The following is a 19,389-nucleotide window of genomic DNA, read 5'->3' on the forward strand; positions in this document are numbered from 1 at the left end:
TGCGGTCGTTCCTCAGGACGCGGGCGCGGCTCCTCAGCATCGGATTCCCGCGCTCCTCCCCGGATCGTTCACGATCGAGCCTCGTGAGACGATGACGCCGTGACCTCCCAGACTGCTCCGGCCCTCAACGCGATGCTCGATGCCCTCATTCCGGCTGACGATCCCGAGCGCGTCCCCGAGCCCGAGGAGGTCTACCTGGCCTTCTCAAGCTGGGCGGAGACGACCGGCCGCCCCCTCTACCCGCACCAGGATGAGGCGCTGTCGGAGATCCTGGAGGACCGCCACGTCATCGCCGCCACCCCGACCGGTTCGGGCAAGTCGATGATCGCGCTGGCAGCCCACACCGCCTCCCTGGCCCGCGGGGGCCGCTCCTACTACACGGCCCCCCTCAAGGCCCTGGTCAGTGAGAAGTTCTTCGAGCTGGTGCGCCTGTTCGGGGCCGATAACGTCGGCATGGTCACCGGGGACACCTCCATCAACGCCGCCGCCCCGATCATCTGCTGCACCGCGGAGATTCTGGCCAACCAGTCCCTGCGCGAGGGCGAGGACATGGACGTGGACTGCGTCATCATGGACGAGTTCCACTACTACGCCGACCCGCAGCGCGGCTGGGCCTGGCAGGTGCCCCTCCTGGAGCTGCCCCAGGCGCAGATGGTGCTGCTGTCGGCCACGCTGGGCGACGTCTCCTTCTTCGTGCGGGACCTGCGCGAGCGCACGGGCCGCGAGGTCGCCGTCGTCGACGACGCCGTGCGGCCGGTTCCGTTGGAGATGGAGTACGTCGTCGAGCCGATCGGTGAGCTGCTTCAGCGCCTGGTGGGGCAGGACAAGGCGCCGGTCTATGTCGTCCACTTCTCCCAGAAGGAGGCGGTGGAGCGGGCGACCTCCCTGCTGAGCGTGGACCTGGTGCCCAAGTCCCGCAAGGCCGAGGTTGTGGAGGCGCTGGGCGACTTCCGTTTCGGGGGCGGTTTCGGGGCCACGCTCTCGCGGCTGCTGCGCGCCGGGATCGGCGTGCACCACGCGGGCATGCTGCCGCGCTACCGGCGGCTGGTGGAGCGACTGGCCCGCGAAGGCCTGCTGTCCGTCATCTGCGGCACGGACACGCTCGGGGTGGGGATCAACGTGCCGATCCGCTCAGTGGTCATGACCTCCCTGGTGAAGTTCGACGGCTCCAAGGAGCGTCACCTCACCGCCCGAGAGTTCCACCAGATCGCCGGGCGGGCCGGGCGCGCCGGCTTCGACACCCGCGGCTACGTCTCCGTCCAGGCCCCCGAGCACGTCATCGAGAACGCCAAGGCGCTGGCCAAGGCCGGCGACGACGAGCGCAAGCGCCGCAAGATCGTGCGCAAGAAGGCCCCCGAGGGGCGAGTCAACTGGACCGACAAGACCTTCGAGCGGCTGCGCGACGCGGCCCCGGAGACACTGACCAGCCAGTTCCAGGTCACCACCACCATGGTGCTCAACCTCATGGAGCGCGCCGGCGACCCAGTGGCGGCGATGGCGCGCCTGCTGGAGCGCGCCCACGAGCCCGAGGCCCAGCGGCGCCGCCACGTGCGACGCGCCCTGGAGATCTACCTGTCCCTGCGCACGGCGGGCGTCCTCACGCATGTCTCCAGCGCCCAGGCCGCCGCCGATGGGCGCCCTCGGCTCCGCCTGGCGGTGGACCTGCCGGCCGACTTCGCCCTCAACCAGCCCCTGGCGCCCTTCGCCCTGGCGGCCATGGACCTGCTGAACGTGGAGGCCCCGGAGCACACGGTCGACGTCGTCAGCGTCGTCGAGGCCACCCTGGACGATCCGCGCCCGCTGCTCTACGCCCAGCAGCGCGCCGCCCGCGGCGAGGCGATCGCCGCGATGAAGGCCGAGGGCATGGACTACGAGGAACGCATGGCCGCCCTGGAGGAGGTCACCTGGCCCCAGCCGCTGGCCGACCTGCTCTCCCCCGCCCTGGAGATGTATAAGCAGGCCAACCCGTGGATCGCCGAGCACGAGCTGGCGCCCAAGTCGGTGGTGCGCGAGATGGTGGAGAACGCGATGACCTTCTCCGACCTCATCTCCCGCTACGAGCTGGGCCGCAGCGAGGGCGTGGTGCTGCGCTACCTGACCGACGCCTACCGGGCGCTGCGCCAGGTCGTGCCCGAGGAGCACCGCACTCCTGAGGTGGTCGAGCTCATCGACTGGTTGGGGGCGCTCGTGCGCGCCGTCGACTCCTCCCTGCTCGATGAGTGGGAGGCGCTCGGTCAGGCCCAGGCGGGCAAGGCCGGCGAGGCCGCCGGCCTGCTGGAGGGCGACCGTCCCGGTGCGGACGACTCATCCGGGGTGGAGCGGGCCTTCGGCGCGGACGAGAACGGGACGGTGGCCTTCACTCGCAACCGTCACGCCTTCCGGGTGGCGGTGCGCCGGGAGATGTTCCGGCGCGTGGAGCTCATGGCGCGCGACGACGTCGAGGCCCTGGGCCGTCTGGACGCCTCCTCCGGCTGGGGCGAGGACCGCTGGGACGAGGTGCTGGGCCGTTACTGGGACGAGTACGACTGGATCGGCACCGACACCTCGGCTCGGGCGATCTCGCTGGCGCCGCTCGACGAGGCCCCCGATGAGACGGCCCTGGCGGCAGCCGGGGTCAGTGAGCGCCTGCGCGAGGCCCTGGAGGCCTCTGGCAGGCAGGTGTGGCTGGCCACGCAGGTCCTGGAGGACCCCGACGGCGATCACGACTGGCGGCTGACGGCCCTGGTAGATCTGGCCGAGTGCGACAGGGAGGGGCGCACGGTCATCCACCTGCTGTCCGTGGGCCCGCAGCAGGGTTAACCCGCCTCGTTGGCTTCCACGACGGACCTGACCGGCTGGCGCAGGACGGTTTTCATCCTCTCGGGTGCCACGCGCCTGGGGTCGCTGAGGTAGATCTCGTGGTGGGGCCCATTCCAGGTGAGGCCGAGGCCCGGCATGACCTCGTCGTGCAGGCGCGCCAAGGTGGGGGCCTCGTCGTCGTAGGTGCCCACGTGGAGGATCTGCAGCGACCTGCCCTCGCTCAGGGAGAGCTCCTTGAGAGCGGAGACGGGCAGCTCCGGCTTCTTGCGCGCCGCCTGCGCCAGCCCCTCGGCGATGTCCTGCGAGGAGACCGCCTCGGGCAGGGGGATCATCATGGTCCAGTCCCACTCCCCCTTGTCACCGGCGACGAAGGCCGCATTGTCGGCGCTCGTCCACAGTCCCTCCAGGGGGCCGACGACGAAGTCATCGCCGGTTCGTTTCTTCAGCACGGCGCGGATCGCGTAGGCGCCCGCGTAGAGCACCTGGATCGCGGTGGCGTAGGCCGGTGAGGTGTTGGGGTCGCCATGGCCGTCGATGGCCAGGTAGGTCATGGCCGGCACGTCCACCTCCGTGAAGTCGGCCTTTCCCGGCAGGTACAGGTCCTTGCGGTCCTTCTTGATGTCAGTCCTCATCACTGTCTGCTTTCTTCAGGAGGGATCGGGTCCAGGCGAGATCCGCTTCCTGGCGCAGGATCTCGTAGTCGAAGATGGCCAGGGCGTGCTCCTCGTCGACCTGGGCACGCAGGGCGCGCAGCTCATCGAGCCTGCCGAGGAGCGCCTCGGCGCGACGCGCGAGGAGGGCCGCGAGCGCAGGATCGTCGAGCCGGCTATAGGCGTTGAGCGCCGGGAGCACACCGGCGGAAGGCGGAGCCGGGGCGAGGACACGTTCACCGGCGGCCTGTCTCAGCTCGCGGCGCCCGGCCTCGGTGACGCGGAAGACGGTGCGCCGCCCCTGAGATCCCTCATCGGGCTCGAGGAGCCCCCGCTCCGACAGGCGCTTGAGGAGGTAGTAGACGGAGGAGAAGGCCAACGATGTCCACTGACGGTAGCCGCGCTGCTCGATGACCCGGTCAAGGTCGTAGCCATGGCGCGGCTGCTCGGCAAGGAGAGAGAGGACAACGATGTCGGCGTCGGAGGACATACCGATACTCTAGCGCTAGAGTAATGGTGAGCAAGTCGGTTACCGGGCTGATTCACCGGAGCGGCGAGGTCGAAGGATTCTCGGTTACGGGCAGACCGCGCGGGCGAGCTGGCGGATCTGGGCCGGCCGGGTGCGGCAGCAGCCGCCGACGAGCCGAACCCCTTCGGCGATCCATGAGGGCGCCAGCTCCGGGATTCCAGCCCCGTCACCTGTGGACTGCCAGGTCTTGGTCGCCGGGTCGTAGAGATCGCCCGCATTGGGGTAGGCCACCAGCGGCTTGCCGGTCGCCGCACGCAGTACCGGCAGCGCGCGGGCGACGACGCCCGGGGCCACGCAGTTGATGCCGACCGCGACGACGATCTCCTCCTGCTCAGCCCAGGCCGCCGCCTCGGCCAGCGGCGTACCGTCCGCAAGCGTGGAGCCGTCGGGGCGCACCTGAAAGGAGACCCAGCACTGGGCCTGAGGGGCGAGGTCCGTGACCATGGAGGCGAGCGCCCGCGCCTCATCCAGTCGCGGAAGCGTCTCCAGGGCGAACAGGTCGACCCCCTCCCCCACCAGCACCTCGATGCGCGGCAGGTGAACCTCCTGGAAACCGGGGTCCTCAAGGATGTCGATGCCGTAGGCACCGGTGTACTCACTGCCATCAGCCAGATAGGCCCCATACGGCCCGAGCCCTCCGGCGACGAGCACCGGCTCCTCGGGATGCTCCTTGCCGAACTGGCGGGCCGCCTCCTTGGCCAGGCGGGCGCCGGCTGCGATGACCCGCCTTGCTCCGGCGGTATCCTCCCCGGAGCGGACCAGCGCCGGAAGCGTGGCCTGGTAGGTGTTGGTAGTGATGACGCGAGCCCCCGCATCCAGGTAGTCGGAGTGCACCTCGCGCACGACGTCGGGCGCCATGGTGAGCGCGCGCGCCGACCACAGCGCGTTGCGGGTGTCGACCCCGCGGGCGTCGAGCTCGGTCCCCATCGCCCCGTCGAGGACGACCGGACCTCGGGCCAGCAGATCAGACAACCGGACCGGCTCTCGCCCGAAGGACGTGGCGGATACCGAGAGCGTTCGCATTGCGACACGGTATCGAATGGCTCGAGACCGCACCGGTAGCGTCTCAGGCATGGACCCGGTTGCACATCACCGCGAGCCCGCCCCCGCATCGGATACCTCACCCGCTCCTCCGCCTCAGCCCCGGCACGATGGCGCCGAGGATCCGGGAGGCCCCGACAACCAGGGGCATGTCACCGCGCTGGAACGCCGCATGAACCGCCGTCATCTCATGATGATTAGCTTTGGCGGAGTCATCGGCACGGGACTGTTTCTCTCGACCGGCAACACGATCCACCAGGCCGGCCCCTTGGGGACCGTGCTGGCCTACTCCATCGGTGCCGTCATCGTCTACCTGGTCATGCTGTGCCTGGGAGAGCTGAGCGTTGCGATGCCCTTCACCGGCGCCTTCCATGTCTACGCCCGCCAGTACCTGGGGCCGGCCACGGGTTTCGTCACTGCCGTCCTGTACTGGCTCACGTGGACGGTCGCCCTGGGAAGTGAGTTCACCGGCGCGGCGATCATCATGTACGGGTGGTTCCCGGGCGTTCCGGTATGGGTGTGGGCGGCCGCCTTCATCGTCCTGGTCCTTGTGCTCAACATGGTCTCGGTCCGGGTCTTCGCCGAGGCGGAGACTGTGCTGTCCGGGATCAAGGTGGTGGCCATCATCGTGTTCATCGCTCTGGGCACGGCCGCAATCGTCGGGCTCCTGCCCTACGAGGGGCACCGCTCGTTCCTGGGGCTGACGAATCTGTACCGGGACGGTCTCTTCCCCAACGGCTTCGGCTCGGTGTTCACCACGATCCTGGCCGTCAACTTCGCTTTCTCCGGCACCGAGCTCATCGGCATCACCGCCGGGGAGGTCGAGGATCCGGGCACCACTGTTCCGCGCGCGATCCGGGCGACCCTGGCCCGCCTGGCCATCTTCTTCATCGGCTCAATCATCGTCATCGCAGCGCTGATCCCGTGGGAGAGGGCCGGAGTCGAGGAGAGTCCCTTCGTGACGGTCCTGTCCAGAATCGGCGTGCCATACGCCGGGGTCCTCATGAACATCGTCATTCTGGCCGCGATCCTGTCGGCGGCGAACTCGGGGCTCTACGCCTCGACCCGCATGCTGTGGTCGCTGGCCAACGAGGGCACTCTGCCCAAGGTCCTGGCGCGCACTAATCGCTTCGGGGTGCCCGCCCTGGCGATGGGCCTGTCCATGGTCGGCGGGCTGGCCTCGCTGCTGACCTCGACCTATGCGGCCTCCACGGTCTATCTGGTCCTTGTGTCAGTCTCCGGTCTCGCCGTCGTCCTGGTCTGGGTGGTGATTGCCGCGTGCCACCTGTCCTTCCGACGGCGCTGGCTCGCTGAGGGCCGCAGCCTTGAGGACCTGGCCTACCGGGCTCCCGGGTATCCGTGGGTCTCGATCGCGGCGCTGGGGCTGTCTATGGCCTCGTGCCTGCTCATCGTCTTCGACCCCGAGCAGCGCGCCGGCCTGGCGATCACCGCCGTCTTCCTCGTGGTCTGCTACGTGGGCTACTGGGGAGTCAACCGCCGCGTCAGTCTGTGAGCCGCTGGCGGTCCGGCACCCGAGGGGCCTTAGCGGGTCTCGATGATCTGCTTGCCGAAGGGGAAGCAGGTGACGGGGATGAGCTTGATGTTGGCCACGGCCAGTGGGATCCCGATGATGGTGATGGCCTGCGCCGCGGCGGTGGTGAGGTGGCCGATGGCCAGCCAGAGCCCGGCGACGAGGAACCAGATGATATTGCTGATCCCGCTCATGGCGCCGGCCCCGGGGGCCGGAACCACCTCACGCCCGAAGGGCCACAGGACGTAGGCGGCGATACGGAAGGAGGCGACACCCGCTGGAATCGTGACGATGAACAGGCAGGCGATCAGTCCGAAGAAGACGTAACCGAGGAACAGCCAGAACCCGCCGAAGACGACCCAGATGATGTTGAGCAGCGTGCGCATGGCACCTATCTACCACACCCGGGCACCTCGGGAGGCCCGCGCCCGGGCGGTCACCAGAAGATGCGCTGAGCGATGGCGTCGGCGAAGTTGTCCAGCGCCTCCGGTGCCGCCCCGAGGTAGAGGCCCGCATCGATCAGCGAGACCTCCATGAGGTAGAAACCGCCCTGACCGTCCCCGACGACGTCGACACGGTTGAACAGGAGCTGGATGTCGCGGCCAGAGACCTCCTTGATCAGCGTGTGGATAGCCTTGCGCACCCGCTCACCCCAGAGCCACTCCTGCTCACTGGGCTCGCGCGCCGTGACGATCTCCTCGTGGATCTCGTCGGTGGACTTGAAGGAGGGGTGGAGCATCGGGGCCTTCTCCACCGCGTGGGACAGCACGCCGTTGAAGTAGACCAGGGAGACCTCGCCCTTACGGTCGACCTCCTCGAGGTAGCGCTGGACCATGACGGTGCGCCCGCGGCGCAGGTGGTGCATGGCGTCATTGATCGCGGCGGACCGGGAGGCGGCGTCGGTGGCGGTGTATCGCCCAGTGCCGCGCCCACCCGAGGAGACGGCCGGCTTGACGACGAAGTCGCCATGGGCCGGGAAGCGGGTGTGAACCTGGTGCTTGGAGTATCCGGCCTCGGGTTCCAGCCATATCGTCGGGATCATGGGGACCCCCCACTCGCTGAGCCGGGTGAGGTAGTGCTTGTCCGAGTTCCAGGTGACGACGTCGGGGTGGTTGGCGAGCCTGGGCACTGACCGGGCCCACTGGAGGAACCGGGAGTAGTTGCCCTTGGTGGCGTAGTCGCGCACGCTGCGCAGCACGACTGTGCCGGACTGGCTCCAGTCGACGTCGGGGTCGTCCCATACGGCAACCCGCGGCTCGATGCCCCGCGCACGCAGGGCATCCGGCAGGCCACGGTCATCGTCATCAAGGTGAGGGAAGTCGGCGCAGGTCGCCAGCGTCACGATCGGGTCGCTCATGCGGCCCACGCTACCGCGCGCAGCACCGCGGCGAGAGCCACCGACATGTGACACTGAACCGCGCCCGCAGCAGCGAACATGACTACCTACCGGTTGGGGCGACCAGCAGGTCTCCGTTCCGCAACCTTTCGACACCCGCACGCTGCTCAGCCCGCGTGTGCGAGGGTGTCACAATGCCGAGGTGACTTCTCAAACCCGCAAGCCGCGCATCACCGCCGCGCAGCGCTACTGGGCATCCATGGCCGCTATCGTCGTCGTGACCATTCTTGCCGCGGGCCTGCTCGGAGGAACCGTCTCGATACTCACCGGCGCCCGCGCTGGCCGCAGCAGCATGTGGGGCGGCATGGCGGTCGCACTGGTCATGTTGGCGGGCTGGACCCTCGGCACCCGGGTGCGCGACCGCAAGAAGCTCGACCTGCCCCTGTGGCACCGTCTCACCGAGGAGCAGGCGGCCACGCTGAAGCAGTACCACCAGTGGTCTCGCACCGGCCGCATCGAGCAGGACGACGACGCCAAGCGCACTTCCGCCGGGCGGAGCGGCCATCGCCGCAGCGGGCGGACTGGCGCTGGCGCATCGAAGGCAGCGCCGTCGAGGGGGTCTTCCTCGACCGGTGCGATGTCGAAACGCGACCGCGCCCGTGCCGCCGACGTGCGCCGTCGCAGGCAAGGCCGCGAGGGCCATTCATCGCACTGAACGGGGACACCGGGCAGCACGCAGCGGCAACGCGACCCCCAACCCCACCGCATCCTTGAGACTTGCCGCACAATCGCCTGGTTTCACGGATCCTGACTGGACGAAGCCCTCCTCCATCCGTAAAGTATTCCTCCGTCGCCCAGCGAGCCACGTCGAATGACATCGCTGTGGTGAAGGCACCGCTAGCTCAATTGGCAGAGCAGCTGACTCTTAATCAGCGGGTTCAGGGTTCAAGTCCCTGGCGGTGTACGAGTCTTCCAGCCCTCGGGGCCGGAAGAGCTGGTCACAAACTGACCGAGCACCGCTAGCTCAATTGGCAGAGCAGCTGACTCTTAATCAGCGGGTTCAGGGTTCAAGTCCCTGGCGGTGTACCACGAAGGGCACGCGCTTCGCCCGGGATGATCCCGAAGGCACAGCAGAGGCGCATGACGGCGGTCGAAGACAACCGCCTCCGCACTGAGAAATTCTCAGGACGCCACCGTTTCATCGGTTCCTACGCCCTCGTGACCACGGTCTGCAGCGGCGCAACCGGCCGCTGCGCCAGGAGTCTTGACCCGCGCACGCCGGCTCGGCAGGTACGTCCCCGCTTCGGCACGTGCTGCGACCCCAGGCCCCATTGGGCCGACGACGTTGAAGGAAGATGAGGAGATACGTATGACACGCAACATCCACACCATGACCACCATGACGACTCCGGCCACCGGGCCGGAAGCCACTGACGCTCTGGCCGACGAGGCCGCCATCAGGGAGCTGTTCGCCGCCCGCGCGGAGCTCGCCTCTCTGGGGGCAACCACCTCCCCCTCGCGCCTCGAGCGGGCGCTGGAGCGCCTGGAGGCGGCACAGCAGGCCTCGCGGCAAACACTCGCCCAGGCCGCCTGACCGGCCGGCTCTGCCCGGAGCCGGGTCGGGGGTCCCGGGCGACTGACGTCCTGAACGTTTGCCAGATCACGAAAGTAAGTCCTCGAATTCACTGCCGCAGGCACCGGAGGCGATGCGAGGATGAGCGCATCTGTCCAGGAGCCCGAGGAGGACCCATGACCCAGCTCGCCGCCGGTGATCGAGCCCCGGAGTTCGCCCTGCCCGACCAGAACGGCCGTACCGTGACCCTTGGCGACCTTTGCGCCAGCACGGACAAGGGCGTCATCGTCTACTTCTACCCCAAGGCCTGCACTCCGGGATGCACCAAGGAGGCGTGCGACTTCAGGGACTCCTTGGAAGCACTCGAGGCGGCCGGCTATGCCGTCGTCGGCATCTCCCCCGACCCGGAGAGCGCGCAGGCCAAGTTCTCCGACCGCCACGACCTGACCTTCCCCCTGCTGTCGGACGCCGACCACGCCGTCATGGAGGCCTGGGGAGTGTGGGGCGAGAAGAAGAACTACGGCAGGGTCTACACCGGCGTCATCCGCTCAACCGTGGTGGTAGCCCCCGACGGGACCGTGGCGCTGGCCCAGTACAACGTGCGAGCCACCGGTCACGTCAAGCGGCTGCGCGCCGCACTGGGCGTGGACTGAGTGGACTGATATGAGCACAGCAGCGGTCGCCGCATTCTGCTATCCGGGACTTGGATCGGTAGAGTAGGCGCCGCACAGCGCGAGTGGCGGAATTGGTAGACGCCCCAGGTTTAGGTCCTGGTGCCTTCGGGCGTGAGGGTTCGAGTCCCTTCTCGCGTACCAACAAGCTCTCACCCGAACCCACCCCAGTCGAAACAGGCTGGGATGCGGTTCCAGATGTTGAACAACGCTCACCCACCAGGGTGGGCGTTGTTCGTGTTGTGGAGCCCGTGGGCTCGTCGCCAGCGGTGGGCGGTGTGGTCGGGGTGTCAGGCTGAGCCGCGTGCTGTAGGTGGTGCGCATGGGCAGCGGCGTGCAGGGTCAGGATGCGGCGGTGGGCCAGTGCTCACTCCTTGCCGACGCCCGGTACCGATGAAGACCTCGATGTCCTCGATACTCATCTTCGTGCCGCCTCTGGCTGCATGGGCGCAGGGCCAGCCGGTGGACAGGCCGGCCCCGCACCCGCACCTGCGAAAGACCTCTACCGCTTTGCGGTGGGTCGTTCCCCTTATCAGCGGTCACCAGCGCCCGGCTGCCGCAGGTGACTTTCGCCCCCGGATCACCTAAGGACAGGGGCAAGACCCCCATGCCCACAGCAGCTGGCCCAGCCCCGGACCACCCGGGACCAAACAAGGTAACGGGTAGTAGCCTTCGATCGCCGGAAGTCGGCACATTCCACCACCTGTTAGGGCCAGTTCAGCACATGCAGCATGTGTGTGGAGCCGTCGATACGCTGTTCAGGTAACATTCAGCCATGGTGACGGTGAAGCTTGAGCGACATGCGTGGGAAGTCGGAAACGAGCTCGGTGCTGGCGCGTATGGATCGGTGCGAGAGGCGCAGCGGGACGGCGTCGAACGTGCGGTGGCGAAGTTCGTACCGATCAAGCCTGGCGCTCAGCGTGAGCTCCTGATCGGTGCCTCAACCGACTTACCCCACGTCATGCCCGTGCTGGACAGTGGTGAGCATGACGGCATGTACGTCCTGATCATGCCGCGCGCCGAGTATTCTCTCCGCCAGTACATTACGGATAATGTCCTGAGCCTCAAGGAGAAGATAGCCATCCTCTCTGATGTTGCACACGGGCTGAAAGAGATTCAGAACGCAGATCTGGTTCATCGTGACCTGAAGCCAGAGAACGTGCTCTATACGGACGGCGTCTGGAGGCTATGTGACTTTGGCGTCGCCCGCTATCAAGATGTCGCAACATCTGCTGCGACGCGTAAGTTTAGCTTCACGGCGCCGTACGCTTCCCCTGAGCAATGGCGGAATGAACGGGCAACACCGTCCACCGACATATATGCCTTCGGGGTGATGGCCTACGAACTCATAGAAGGCCAGCTGCCGTTCCAAGCGAACACCGTCGAAGAACTACGAGAGATGCACCTTCACGCTGCTTCGCCGGATTTGAGCGTCGAGGTGCCGCGGCTACAGGTCATGGTCAAACAGTGCCTCTACAAAGCGGCTGGAGCACGCCCCACCGTCGATTGGGTTATACAGCAACTTGCCCACGCTGCAGACGCTCCTGCAAGTCCTGGCATACAGCGACTACAGCAAGTCTCGCAACACTTTTCGGCGCTGCGCTCGCAAGCGTTTGCCGACGATGAGCAACGCAAGACGTTGCTGGAACAGCGCAAAGAACTATTCCAATACGCATGCCAGTCATTCGAGCATCTCCGTGTGACAGTACAGACCACGATTGTTGATAACGCACCTCTCGCAAAGACTGAGCAACGGGACGAGCAGACGAATCTCGGTGAGAAGATCACGAACTCAAGCGTGACGTTGGCCGCGGCGTGTCTCGAGTTTGTGGGCCCACGAATAGTCGAACCAGAGCGATGGAGCGGACCATTTGAGGTGATTGCCTGCGCAAGTATTCAGTTACTGCAAACATCGACTTACAACGACTATCCTGGACGGTCACATTCTCTGTGGTACTGCGATGCGCTGCATGAGGGGCGGTTTGAGTGGTTTGAACTTGCGTTTATGGATCTGCTTAACCATCAACGAATGGTGCCATACGCCGCACAGCCAGAAGAGATCTCGATTGCATTCGAGCGAGTGATTAGCGGCACACAACTTGCCTGGCCCCTCGAGCAACTTGATCGCGCAGACCCGAACGAATTTGTTGACCGTTGGATTGGCTGGTTTGCAGAGGCAAGCAGTTCCAGACTGTTTAGTCCATCAACCATTCCTGAGAAGCCTGTTGAGCGCAATTGGCGGGGAGCTTAAATTCCGCCAGGTTGGTGCCGTAACCGCCAAAATTGCCAGCCGACTGCCTACAGAACGCGAGGAGTTTTTTCAACCTCCCAGCATCGATATACACTCAGAATCAAGCTTTAATCTTGATTTGTGTCAGCCTATACTCATCGTTACGATAATACCGATAATCGTGACCACGAGAGTCGACACCCCGACAGTAAGGGCCCAACAGGAAGCCTTGTCTGCGCTTTTGCTGCTCTCATAGATTCTCTGATCCACACTTTCCATCTTCTGGTTGAGTTGCTGTAGATTAGCGGCCATTGTCTGCAGTACATCCAACTGGGCAGCAGCCATTTCGACCTGTCTCTCGGCCCGCTCATCGCGCTCCTGAACAGCCTCTGCGATCTCGGCTAGCGTCACTTCAAAGTTACGCCTATATTGAAACTCATTATCTGGTTGAACATTGACTGACTCTAGAAACGCTGACGCATCGTCTCTATAAACTTGTGGAATTATGTCTTTCGCCGGAGGCACTGATTCGACGATCTTCTTTAATGAGTCGTTTTGTATGACCGCTTTAGGATCAAAACTTACTGGCACTCTAATTCGTGAAATTTGCTCCGCCACACGTTCATTAAGCGCTCGCATAGCAGGCTTCAGGGCGTCGGCAAGCTCCTTGCTTCGTCTCAATGCTTCTTCATGCTGAGGATGAGACTCGTCATTGATAGCTTCTTGCATCTCTCGCAATGTCATTCGAACACCATCACCCCCATCCGCTTCTATAGCATCCATCATCGAATCGACGGATGCATCGTCTTCGTGAGAGACTTCATCGTCCGTCTCATTATCGCCCAGTGGGTTTGTTTCTTTGCTCTTGTCAGTCATTTTTACTACTATTTTTTTAGTAACGACGCTCATATTGCCCAGTTTACGACATCCTGTATCAACCTTAGCTCTGCGGTTGCTCGGTTCTCAAGTACGTCAGAACCACTGCATCACGACGTGCCTGCCGTTTTTTATCTTCAGATACCTTTAGGTCGGGCTCTAGTTGCCCACGAAGTTGGAGCTCCGCCAAACCCAACCGCTCCGGATAGTCTCTGGGTGACGTGTAAAACCTGCCATTTCTGAGTAACTTCTCGGCCGAGCGACCACTGAGCCCCATTGCTTCACCCACTTCGGCAACAGACATGCCTGACGACTGAAGCGACAACGCGGTGCGGCACCGCTCGACTGCCCGGGCAACGTCAGTAGCGTTACGGGTGCTTTGGATCTCATACTTCTTTGCTATCTTCGAGACCGTTGCCGGGCTGACGCCCAGAGCCTTGGCTGTGGCCGTATAGCTCATGCCTGCACGAACTTTTTCCACAACATTCGCCTCGAACTGCTGTCGCTCCAAGGCTTGTTTTGCTTCCTTCTCTTCGTAGAACATGCTGCGAATTTCAGCCAGCGCCCAGTCGACAACCAAGGGCGAAGGCCCCTCAGCTGCTCCCTCTAATGGAACGTGCGGGATTAGATGATGATTACCGACGAGATGACTATAAACCTTGCGTGACAGATGGAAGCGAGATTCTTCAAGGTCATCGCGTATACCTTGCGGGGCATTCTTCCACCACGTTACAAGTTCTTGGATAATGAGATCCACCGGAATGTGATTCTTAACCTCTTGGACCGTCGGGATTGCTACCCAGGAGTTTAAATCGAACCCTCGACACCCTTTATATGATTCTGGCCAGAATATTCCAGGAAGTAGACACTTCTTTCCTAGCATTTGCCAGTATCGCGCTACGGAATATACTTTTGGCGCAGCGCCAGCGTTTACATACCCCGCCTTCTTACCATTGAGTTCTAGTCGCACCGCGCAGGGGTCAAAAGGATTATTAGGTTCAGGTATCGCCGAGAACGCGACAGACCTTTTCCCAAATGTTTTAAGATTTCTTCGTGAACCAATTATCGACGTATATGCAGCCTTGCAATAGGCTGCCCCCGAGACACGTCGCCAGTAGTAAGGAACAGAATCATAATCGGGAGGAGCATCAGTCAACACAAAAGGAATGTTGAGATCAATTGGGCAGTAGCATCCATCATCGTTCAACTGTTTCACAGCTCCTCGTTTTATGGGTGCATCGACTATTGCCAGCTGTACTGGCGATTCCCGTTGCGCTTTGCTTGTAGGAGCGATGAGCACCTTCTCGACCTAAGAGTATCCCTCTCATGCTTTCAAGTCAGTATAGCTTGCCCAGCAACTAAGAAGTGCCAGCCTAATTGAAATTACTTCCCAGTATATTTTATCCGGATTATAAAAGCGCTAGAATTAATAATGTAATGTACGACGCTGAGTTCTCTCCCCACCATCGCCTTTGTCGACTTAAGGCCGCGCTGTTGGCCGTTTCTCTGACGCTGGCCGGCATCCTCCTCATGATGCTTAACGCGTGGTCGACTCCGCTGCAGTTGGGCGACTGGCAGTGGCTGCACGCCCTGCCGCTGGGCGAGCTGGGTGGGACGCTGTTTGGTGCGGGGCTGCTCTCGACGTTCTTCGAGTACACCTTCCGGAGAGACCAGGAGGCGCACACGCTTGCCCGCTTCCGCCAGATCATCCGTGAGGAGGCTCCGGCGATGCGTGATCCGGTGGTGGAGGGCTTCGCCATCCACCTTGAGGACTTGAGGTGCGTGGCGACGCCGGAGCTGCTGGACGACATCGCCGCCAACGTCATGACCTCATACAACTAGACGCCACCCGGTGCGCCGTAGAACTGGTGCGCCTGTTGAAGCAGGGCCAGGAGGTCCTCCTTACTGCCCTCCAAGGTGCCGGGAAGGTAGACGCGCTCCTCCTTGCCCATCCCACGGTCGGCAACCTCATTGATCTGCTGGCTCAGCTGGGCGGTGCTCGGGTCCTGGCGGCGCATCTGCCGGCCCAGCGGCGTCAGGGTGTAGCCGATCACCAGCTGCGCTCGTGAGCCACTGTCGGGAGTGACTTCCTGCCCGAAGAACTCGGCGATATCCGACCAGCGTGCGGACTCATTGACGATGTTGCGCCGTTCCAGGCGCAGCCCCTCAGGCGTCACCACCAGTCGACTGCGGAGGATGATCTTCCTCATCATGCCGGGGATACCGATGACGCCGAAGAAACCGATACAGGCGATACCAGCGAGCATGTAGAGGAGCGGGGAGCTCGACTGATTCGCAATCAGAATGATCCAGACCCCCACCGCTGTGAAGCCGACGCAGCCCAGAAGGCTTCCCCAGAGACGCATCGGTGACTCCGGAATAACAAGCATCCCGGTGCCGCGCAGCTGCTCGCTCATCTGACGAACTCGTCCGGCATCGACTCCCACGTGACTCGTCTCCTTACCCCTCATCGGTACGACGGATACGCCCCCTACCCTAGTGACCTCACGATGGTGAGGGGCCCTATCCGACCAGGAATTCACCCGAAGAGCTGATTCCCGGCTCCCGTCTCGGGAGGTGGAGGCGCCGGGCTACGACGCAGTGATCGGTTCCCTCCCCATCACCGCACTTACGCCCAGCGACGTCCTGAGTCACTCCTCGTGCTGGACGACCTCGAAGCCGAGGACCTCCACGCTCATGCCCCGGCGCTTGTCGTCCTCGTGCCCGCCGGCGGGCCGCGCCGCGCTCCAGCGCTCGTAGTCCTCACGCCTGTCCCACCGGGTCACCACGAAGTAGCGGTCCTCTCCGACCAGCGGGCGCAGCAGCTCGAAGCCCTGAAAGCCCTGTGAGGTGTCAACGCCTCGCTTCCGGGCGGCGAAGCGCTTCTCGATCTCGGCCTGGGCTCCCTCGGGGAAGGTCAGTGCGGTGATGTTGACATAGGTCATAGGTGCTCTCCTCTGTGTCTCCGTCGGCTCACGGCCGCAAGCAGATATCTCAACGAACGCTACCGCCTGACCACCGGTGCGGACTACAGACATGAAGCATCCCGCGGTGTTGAGCCGCCCCGATACCGGATGGCTGCCGGGTAGCCTGAGCCCATGACAACTGCCCCCTTCACCCGCAAGGACGGCCGCGCCGTCGACGAGCTGCGCCCCGTGACCATGACCCGCCACTGGCTCGACCACGCCGAGGGATCGGTCCTGGTGACCTTCGGGCGCACCCGGGTCCTGTGCGCCGCCTCCTTCACCGAGGGCGTCCCACGCTGGCGCAAGGGCAGTGGCGAGGGCTGGGTGACCGCCGAGTACGCCATGCTCCCCCGGGCCGGCTCGGAGCGCTCCGGCCGGGAGTCCGTGCGGGGCAAGGTCGGTGGCCGCACCCATGAGATCTCTCGCCTCATCGGCCGCAGCCTGCGCGGCATCATCGACGTCGCCGCACTGGGTGAGAACACGATCGCCCTGGACTGTGACGTGCTGCAAGCCGACGGCGGCACCCGCACCGCGGCGATCACCGGCGCCTACGTGGCCCTGGCCGACGCCGTAGCCTGGGGCACGCAGCGCGGCCTCATCAAGGCCCGTCCCGGCAAGCCGGTGCTCTCCGACTCGCTGTCGGCCATCTCGGTGGGGATCATCGACGGCGTTCCCTGCCTCGACCTGCCCTATGAGGAGGACGTGCGCGCCCAGACCGACATGAACGTCGTCCAGACCGGGGACGGGCGCTTCATCGAGGTTCAGGGCACCGCCGAGCATGCCCCCTTCGACCGCTCCGAGCTCGGAGAGCTGCTCGACCTGGCCGCAACCGGCAACAGCCGTCTGGCGGCGCTCCAGCGCCAGGCCCTGGCCGGCCCCAGCGGTGAGCCCTTCACCGTGTCCTCGGCGGACTCCTCGCCCCAGTCGCAGGCCTGAGCCGTGAGTGCCTCGTCCAACGCCGACGGCGCCGCCCCGCTCACGAACCGGGTCCGGGTGCCCGCCGGAGCCCGTCTCGTCCTGGCCACCCACAACGCCGGCAAGCTGGCCGAGCTGCGGCAGATCCTGGCGCCGCTCGTGCCCGGGCTGGTGCCCGAATCCGTCATCTCGGCCGCCTCACTCCAGGCGCCTGAGCCGGTGGAGGACGGTCTGTCCTTCGCCGACAACGCCCTGCTCAAGGCCCGTGCCCTGGCCCGGGCCACGGGCCTGCCCGCGGTCGCCGATGACTCGGGCCTGTGCGTCGACGTCCTGGGTGGGGCGCCGGGGATCTTCTCAGCGCGCTGGAGCGGCCAGCACGGGGACGACACCGCGAACCTTCAGCTGCTCCTGGCCCAGCTGGCCGACGTCGCCGACCCGCACCGCGGCGCCCGCTTCACCTGCGCGGCGGTCCTGGTCCAGCCGGCCTCCGGCGGGCAGGCAGAGCAGGTCACCACCATCGAGCGCTCCATGGAGGGGCGCCTGGTCCACGCTCCTCAGGGCGAGGGGGGCTTCGGCTACGACCCGATCTTCGTGCCCGTCCAGGAGGACGAGCCGGGGAGTCGGAGCCGCACCACCGCCCAGATGACACCTGAGGAGAAGCACGCCATCTCCCACCGGGGACAGGCCTTCCGCGCCCTGGCGCCGGTCCTGGCCGAGGTCCTGGCCGGCTGAGCCCGCGAGGGCGCCGTCAGTGAAGTGCCGTCAGTAGTGTGTCACCACGGTGGTACCGATCTCGGACCACTGCCAGATCGCCTGAGCGTCCGGCACCGGGATGTTGATGCAGCCGTGCGAGGACTCATCCGTGCCGATACCGAACTCCTTGACCCAGGGGGCGCCGTGGAGGGCGTAGCTGTCGTGCCAGTAGCTCACCCACGGGACCCCTCGTTCGCAGTAGGGCCACTCGGGGGTGCAGCCCATGTCCTGCGCCTGGTAGCGCAGGTAGATCTTGTAGGTGCCGGTGACGGTCTCGTGCCCGACGCCGCCGTGGTTGATGAGGATCGGCCCGTAGACGACCTTCTGGCCCTCGTAGGCGGTCAGTGTTGAGTCGGTGAGGTTGACATCGACCCACTTCTCCCCCGCCTTGGCCTGGTAGGCGAAGCGCTCCGGCCCGTTGGGCACTACCCGGTTCTCGGTGGAGTGGGGCACCTCGTTCCAGCTGATCTGTTGGCTGACGCTCCGGCCCTGGCCGAGTCCCTGGACGAGCGCCGTCGTGGCCGGCTCGATGTTGCCGGCCTTCCTTCCAGCCTTGCCCGGGCGGGCGAGCTGGAGCACCGTGCCGGCTGAGTCGACGTCGTTGATGGCGTTGACCGGTGTGCGCTCCTCCGGCGTACTCAGTGAGGTCACCCAGGCCCTGACTCTCTCCTGGGAGACCGTCGGCACGATGCGGCCCTCCTTGATGGGGAAGTCGATCCATGAGGCCTTCTGAGCCTTGGAGGCGGCGTGCGCTGCGCCGTCGACCGTCACCTGGAGCTCGGCGTCCAGCAGTGCCGTTGCCGATTGTGCGACCGAGCTCGCCTCCTGGGCGCTCACCGTGGGCTCGGTCCGGCGGATCGACACCGGCGCGGTATGGTTCTTCGCCAGCTCGCGTGCGGCGACGTCGAGCGCCGCATCAAGATCAGCGGGGTCGATGGCGTCGCCGGCTCGTCCCGATGAGGCGGTGAAGCCGCCGCTGCCCTCATTCCAGGTCACGGCCGGCTCGACGACGTGGTTGCGCAGCGTGCTGCTCAGTTGCGACACCAATGCGGCGCGGGCCTCCTGGTTGACCACGTACCGCACCGCCACCTGCCGTGTCCCCACGATGCCGTGCATGTGGGTCACCAGTGACCCCGCCCCGGACACGGCGGCCTCCACGGTGGCCCGGGCATCGACCTGGGCGATCCGGGCTAGCGGAACCGTGGTGGGGGTTCCGTCGACGGTCAGCGTCAGTGACGCCGACGCGGCCCGCTGAAGCACGAACGCGGTCAGGGTCGACCGGTCCATTCCGGTCACATCCTGGCCCATGAGGATGGTTCCGCGCGGAGCCCGCCCCTCGTGCCTGTGAAGGTAGACGACCGATCCGCCCACCGTTCCTCCCAGAATGAGGCAGACGGCGATCAGGACGCCGACCCACCGAAGCGGTCGACGTCGACTGGCGCAGTGCTGCATGGCGCCAAGGTACGAATGACCGGGTTGTCATTGCGTAAAGACAACTGAAGACAAGCGACCTGTTACC

General features: G+C 65.0%; 18 protein-coding genes, 3 tRNA genes and 1 pseudogene. 12 read left to right on the top strand and 10 right to left on the bottom strand.

Annotated elements, in window-relative coordinates:
* The first annotated feature begins 132 nt into the window (after positions 1-132).
* A complete protein-coding gene (locus AB7V09_RS05620; RefSeq protein WP_419143202.1) occupies positions 133-2,799 on the top strand; it encodes a DEAD/DEAH box helicase in 2,667 nt (888 codons plus the stop codon).
* On the opposite strand, the gene AB7V09_RS05625 is transcribed toward AB7V09_RS05620, so the two are convergent.
* The 3 genes from AB7V09_RS05625 to mmuM form a co-directional block, all read right to left on the bottom strand.
* Positions 2,796-3,431 carry a GyrI-like domain-containing protein gene (locus tag AB7V09_RS05625; protein WP_419143183.1) on the bottom strand — a complete coding sequence of 212 codons (636 nt, stop codon included), beginning with the start codon at positions 3,429-3,431 and terminating at the stop codon, positions 2,796-2,798. The two genes, AB7V09_RS05620 and AB7V09_RS05625, sit on opposite strands and share 4 nt — an antisense overlap.
* Positions 3,421-3,939, bottom strand: coding sequence for a PadR family transcriptional regulator (locus AB7V09_RS05630; RefSeq protein ID WP_075414994.1), 519 nt, complete (start codon positions 3,937-3,939; stop codon positions 3,421-3,423). The genes AB7V09_RS05625 and AB7V09_RS05630 overlap by 11 nt, the downstream gene beginning before the upstream one ends.
* Before the next feature lie 84 nt (positions 3,940-4,023).
* On the bottom strand, positions 4,024-5,001 hold the full coding sequence (mmuM, locus tag AB7V09_RS05635; RefSeq protein WP_075414993.1) for a homocysteine S-methyltransferase: 978 nt from the start codon (positions 4,999-5,001) through the stop codon (positions 4,024-4,026).
* 190 nt (positions 5,002-5,191) lie between these two features.
* Between mmuM and AB7V09_RS05640 the strand changes: the two genes are divergently transcribed.
* Positions 5,192-6,532, top strand: coding sequence for an amino acid permease (locus tag AB7V09_RS05640; protein WP_009405596.1), 1,341 nt, complete (start codon positions 5,192-5,194; stop codon positions 6,530-6,532).
* Between the two features lie 29 nt (positions 6,533-6,561).
* On the opposite strand, the gene AB7V09_RS05645 is transcribed toward AB7V09_RS05640, so the two are convergent.
* Together AB7V09_RS05645 and AB7V09_RS05650 are read right to left on the bottom strand one after the other, a co-directional pair.
* Positions 6,562-6,936: a YccF domain-containing protein gene (locus AB7V09_RS05645; protein WP_314178338.1), complete on the bottom strand. Its 375-nt coding sequence runs from the start codon at positions 6,934-6,936 to the stop codon at positions 6,562-6,564.
* A gap of 50 nt (positions 6,937-6,986) precedes the next feature.
* Positions 6,987-7,907, bottom strand: coding sequence for an ATP-grasp domain-containing protein (locus AB7V09_RS05650; RefSeq protein WP_419143184.1), 921 nt, complete (start codon positions 7,905-7,907; stop codon positions 6,987-6,989).
* Positions 7,908-8,088: 181 nt separating this feature from the next.
* Between AB7V09_RS05650 and AB7V09_RS05655 the strand changes: the two genes are divergently transcribed.
* From AB7V09_RS05655 to AB7V09_RS05685, 7 genes are all read left to right on the top strand, one after another.
* Positions 8,089-8,601, top strand: a complete 513-nt coding sequence (locus tag AB7V09_RS05655; protein ID WP_419143185.1) for a hypothetical protein — start codon at positions 8,089-8,091, stop codon at positions 8,599-8,601.
* A 176-nt stretch (positions 8,602-8,777) separates the two neighbouring features.
* Positions 8,778-8,850 (top strand) — tRNA-Lys (locus tag AB7V09_RS05660).
* 49 nt (positions 8,851-8,899) lie between these two features.
* Positions 8,900-8,975 (top strand) — tRNA-Lys (locus tag AB7V09_RS05665).
* Positions 8,976-9,255: 280 nt separating this feature from the next.
* Positions 9,256-9,480: a hypothetical protein gene (locus AB7V09_RS05670; protein ID WP_419143186.1), complete on the top strand. Its 225-nt coding sequence runs from the start codon at positions 9,256-9,258 to the stop codon at positions 9,478-9,480.
* 155 nt (positions 9,481-9,635) lie between these two features.
* Positions 9,636-10,112: a thioredoxin-dependent thiol peroxidase gene (gene bcp / locus AB7V09_RS05675; RefSeq protein ID WP_101586826.1), complete on the top strand. Its 477-nt coding sequence runs from the start codon at positions 9,636-9,638 to the stop codon at positions 10,110-10,112.
* 77 nt (positions 10,113-10,189) lie between these two features.
* Positions 10,190-10,274, top strand: a tRNA-Leu gene (locus AB7V09_RS05680).
* 631 nt (positions 10,275-10,905) lie between these two features.
* Entirely contained in the window at positions 10,906-12,381 is a 1,476-nt protein-coding gene (locus AB7V09_RS05685; RefSeq protein ID WP_419143187.1) for a serine/threonine-protein kinase, read from the top strand.
* Positions 12,382-12,504: 123 nt separating this feature from the next.
* Here the strand turns inward: AB7V09_RS05685 and AB7V09_RS05690 are convergent, their stop codons facing one another.
* A complete protein-coding gene (locus AB7V09_RS05690) occupies positions 12,505-13,269 on the bottom strand; it encodes a hypothetical protein (RefSeq protein ID WP_419143188.1) in 765 nt (254 codons plus the stop codon).
* A gap of 31 nt (positions 13,270-13,300) precedes the next feature.
* Positions 13,301-14,452 (bottom strand): helix-turn-helix domain-containing protein, encoded by a 1,152-nt coding sequence (locus tag AB7V09_RS05695; RefSeq protein WP_419143189.1) that lies wholly within the window; start codon positions 14,450-14,452, stop codon positions 13,301-13,303.
* A gap of 221 nt (positions 14,453-14,673) precedes the next feature.
* Here AB7V09_RS05695 and AB7V09_RS05700 point away from each other — a divergent pair.
* Positions 14,674-15,063, top strand: a pseudogene (locus AB7V09_RS05700) (hypothetical protein); the annotation flags it as partial.
* Positions 15,064-15,074: 11 nt separating this feature from the next.
* Here AB7V09_RS05700 and AB7V09_RS05705 read toward each other — a convergent pair.
* Positions 15,075-15,683: an STM3941 family protein gene (locus AB7V09_RS05705; RefSeq protein WP_314156576.1), complete on the bottom strand. Its 609-nt coding sequence runs from the start codon at positions 15,681-15,683 to the stop codon at positions 15,075-15,077.
* Positions 15,684-15,887: 204 nt separating this feature from the next.
* Positions 15,888-16,181, bottom strand: coding sequence for an antibiotic biosynthesis monooxygenase family protein (locus AB7V09_RS05710; protein WP_004565265.1), 294 nt, complete (start codon positions 16,179-16,181; stop codon positions 15,888-15,890).
* 153 nt (positions 16,182-16,334) lie between these two features.
* Between AB7V09_RS05710 and rph the strand changes: the two genes are divergently transcribed.
* Positions 16,335-17,138, top strand: coding sequence for a ribonuclease PH (gene rph / locus AB7V09_RS05715; RefSeq protein WP_009405675.1), 804 nt, complete (start codon positions 16,335-16,337; stop codon positions 17,136-17,138).
* 3 nt (positions 17,139-17,141) lie between these two features.
* Positions 17,142-17,849, top strand: coding sequence for an RdgB/HAM1 family non-canonical purine NTP pyrophosphatase (gene rdgB, locus AB7V09_RS05720; protein WP_419143190.1), 708 nt, complete (start codon positions 17,142-17,144; stop codon positions 17,847-17,849).
* 30 nt (positions 17,850-17,879) lie between these two features.
* Here the strand turns inward: rdgB and AB7V09_RS05725 are convergent, their stop codons facing one another.
* Positions 17,880-19,322: a L,D-transpeptidase gene (locus tag AB7V09_RS05725; protein WP_419143191.1), complete on the bottom strand. Its 1,443-nt coding sequence runs from the start codon at positions 19,320-19,322 to the stop codon at positions 17,880-17,882.
* Between the last annotated feature and the right edge of the window lie 67 nt (positions 19,323-19,389).

The sequence above is a fragment of the Actinomyces sp. SKVG-SVH-4(1) genome, assembly GCF_048514265.1.
GTDB lineage: Bacteria > Actinomycetota > Actinomycetes > Actinomycetales > Actinomycetaceae > Actinomyces > Actinomyces oris.

Coding starts and splice junctions, on each gene's coding strand:
- mmuM (WP_075414993.1), bottom strand. CDS start 5,001: ATGCGAACGCTCTCGGTATCCGCCACGTCCTTCGGGCGAGAGCCGGTC.
- AB7V09_RS05645 (WP_314178338.1), bottom strand. CDS start 6,936: ATGCGCACGCTGCTCAACATCATCTGGGTCGTCTTCGGCGGGTTCTGG.
- AB7V09_RS05625 (WP_419143183.1), bottom strand. CDS start 3,431: ATGAGGACTGACATCAAGAAGGACCGCAAGGACCTGTACCTGCCGGGA.
- AB7V09_RS05620 (WP_419143202.1), top strand. CDS start 133: ATGCTCGATGCCCTCATTCCGGCTGACGATCCCGAGCGCGTCCCCGAG.
- rph (WP_009405675.1), top strand. CDS start 16,335: ATGACAACTGCCCCCTTCACCCGCAAGGACGGCCGCGCCGTCGACGAG.
- AB7V09_RS05670 (WP_419143186.1), top strand. CDS start 9,256: ATGACACGCAACATCCACACCATGACCACCATGACGACTCCGGCCACC.
- AB7V09_RS05710 (WP_004565265.1), bottom strand. CDS start 16,181: ATGACCTATGTCAACATCACCGCACTGACCTTCCCCGAGGGAGCCCAG.
- AB7V09_RS05650 (WP_419143184.1), bottom strand. CDS start 7,907: ATGAGCGACCCGATCGTGACGCTGGCGACCTGCGCCGACTTCCCTCAC.
- AB7V09_RS05685 (WP_419143187.1), top strand. CDS start 10,906: ATGGTGACGGTGAAGCTTGAGCGACATGCGTGGGAAGTCGGAAACGAG.
- AB7V09_RS05640 (WP_009405596.1), top strand. CDS start 5,192: ATGAACCGCCGTCATCTCATGATGATTAGCTTTGGCGGAGTCATCGGC.
- bcp (WP_101586826.1), top strand. CDS start 9,636: ATGACCCAGCTCGCCGCCGGTGATCGAGCCCCGGAGTTCGCCCTGCCC.
- AB7V09_RS05690 (WP_419143188.1), bottom strand. CDS start 13,269: ATGAGCGTCGTTACTAAAAAAATAGTAGTAAAAATGACTGACAAGAGC.
- AB7V09_RS05630 (WP_075414994.1), bottom strand. CDS start 3,939: ATGTCCTCCGACGCCGACATCGTTGTCCTCTCTCTCCTTGCCGAGCAG.
- AB7V09_RS05725 (WP_419143191.1), bottom strand. CDS start 19,322: ATGCAGCACTGCGCCAGTCGACGTCGACCGCTTCGGTGGGTCGGCGTC.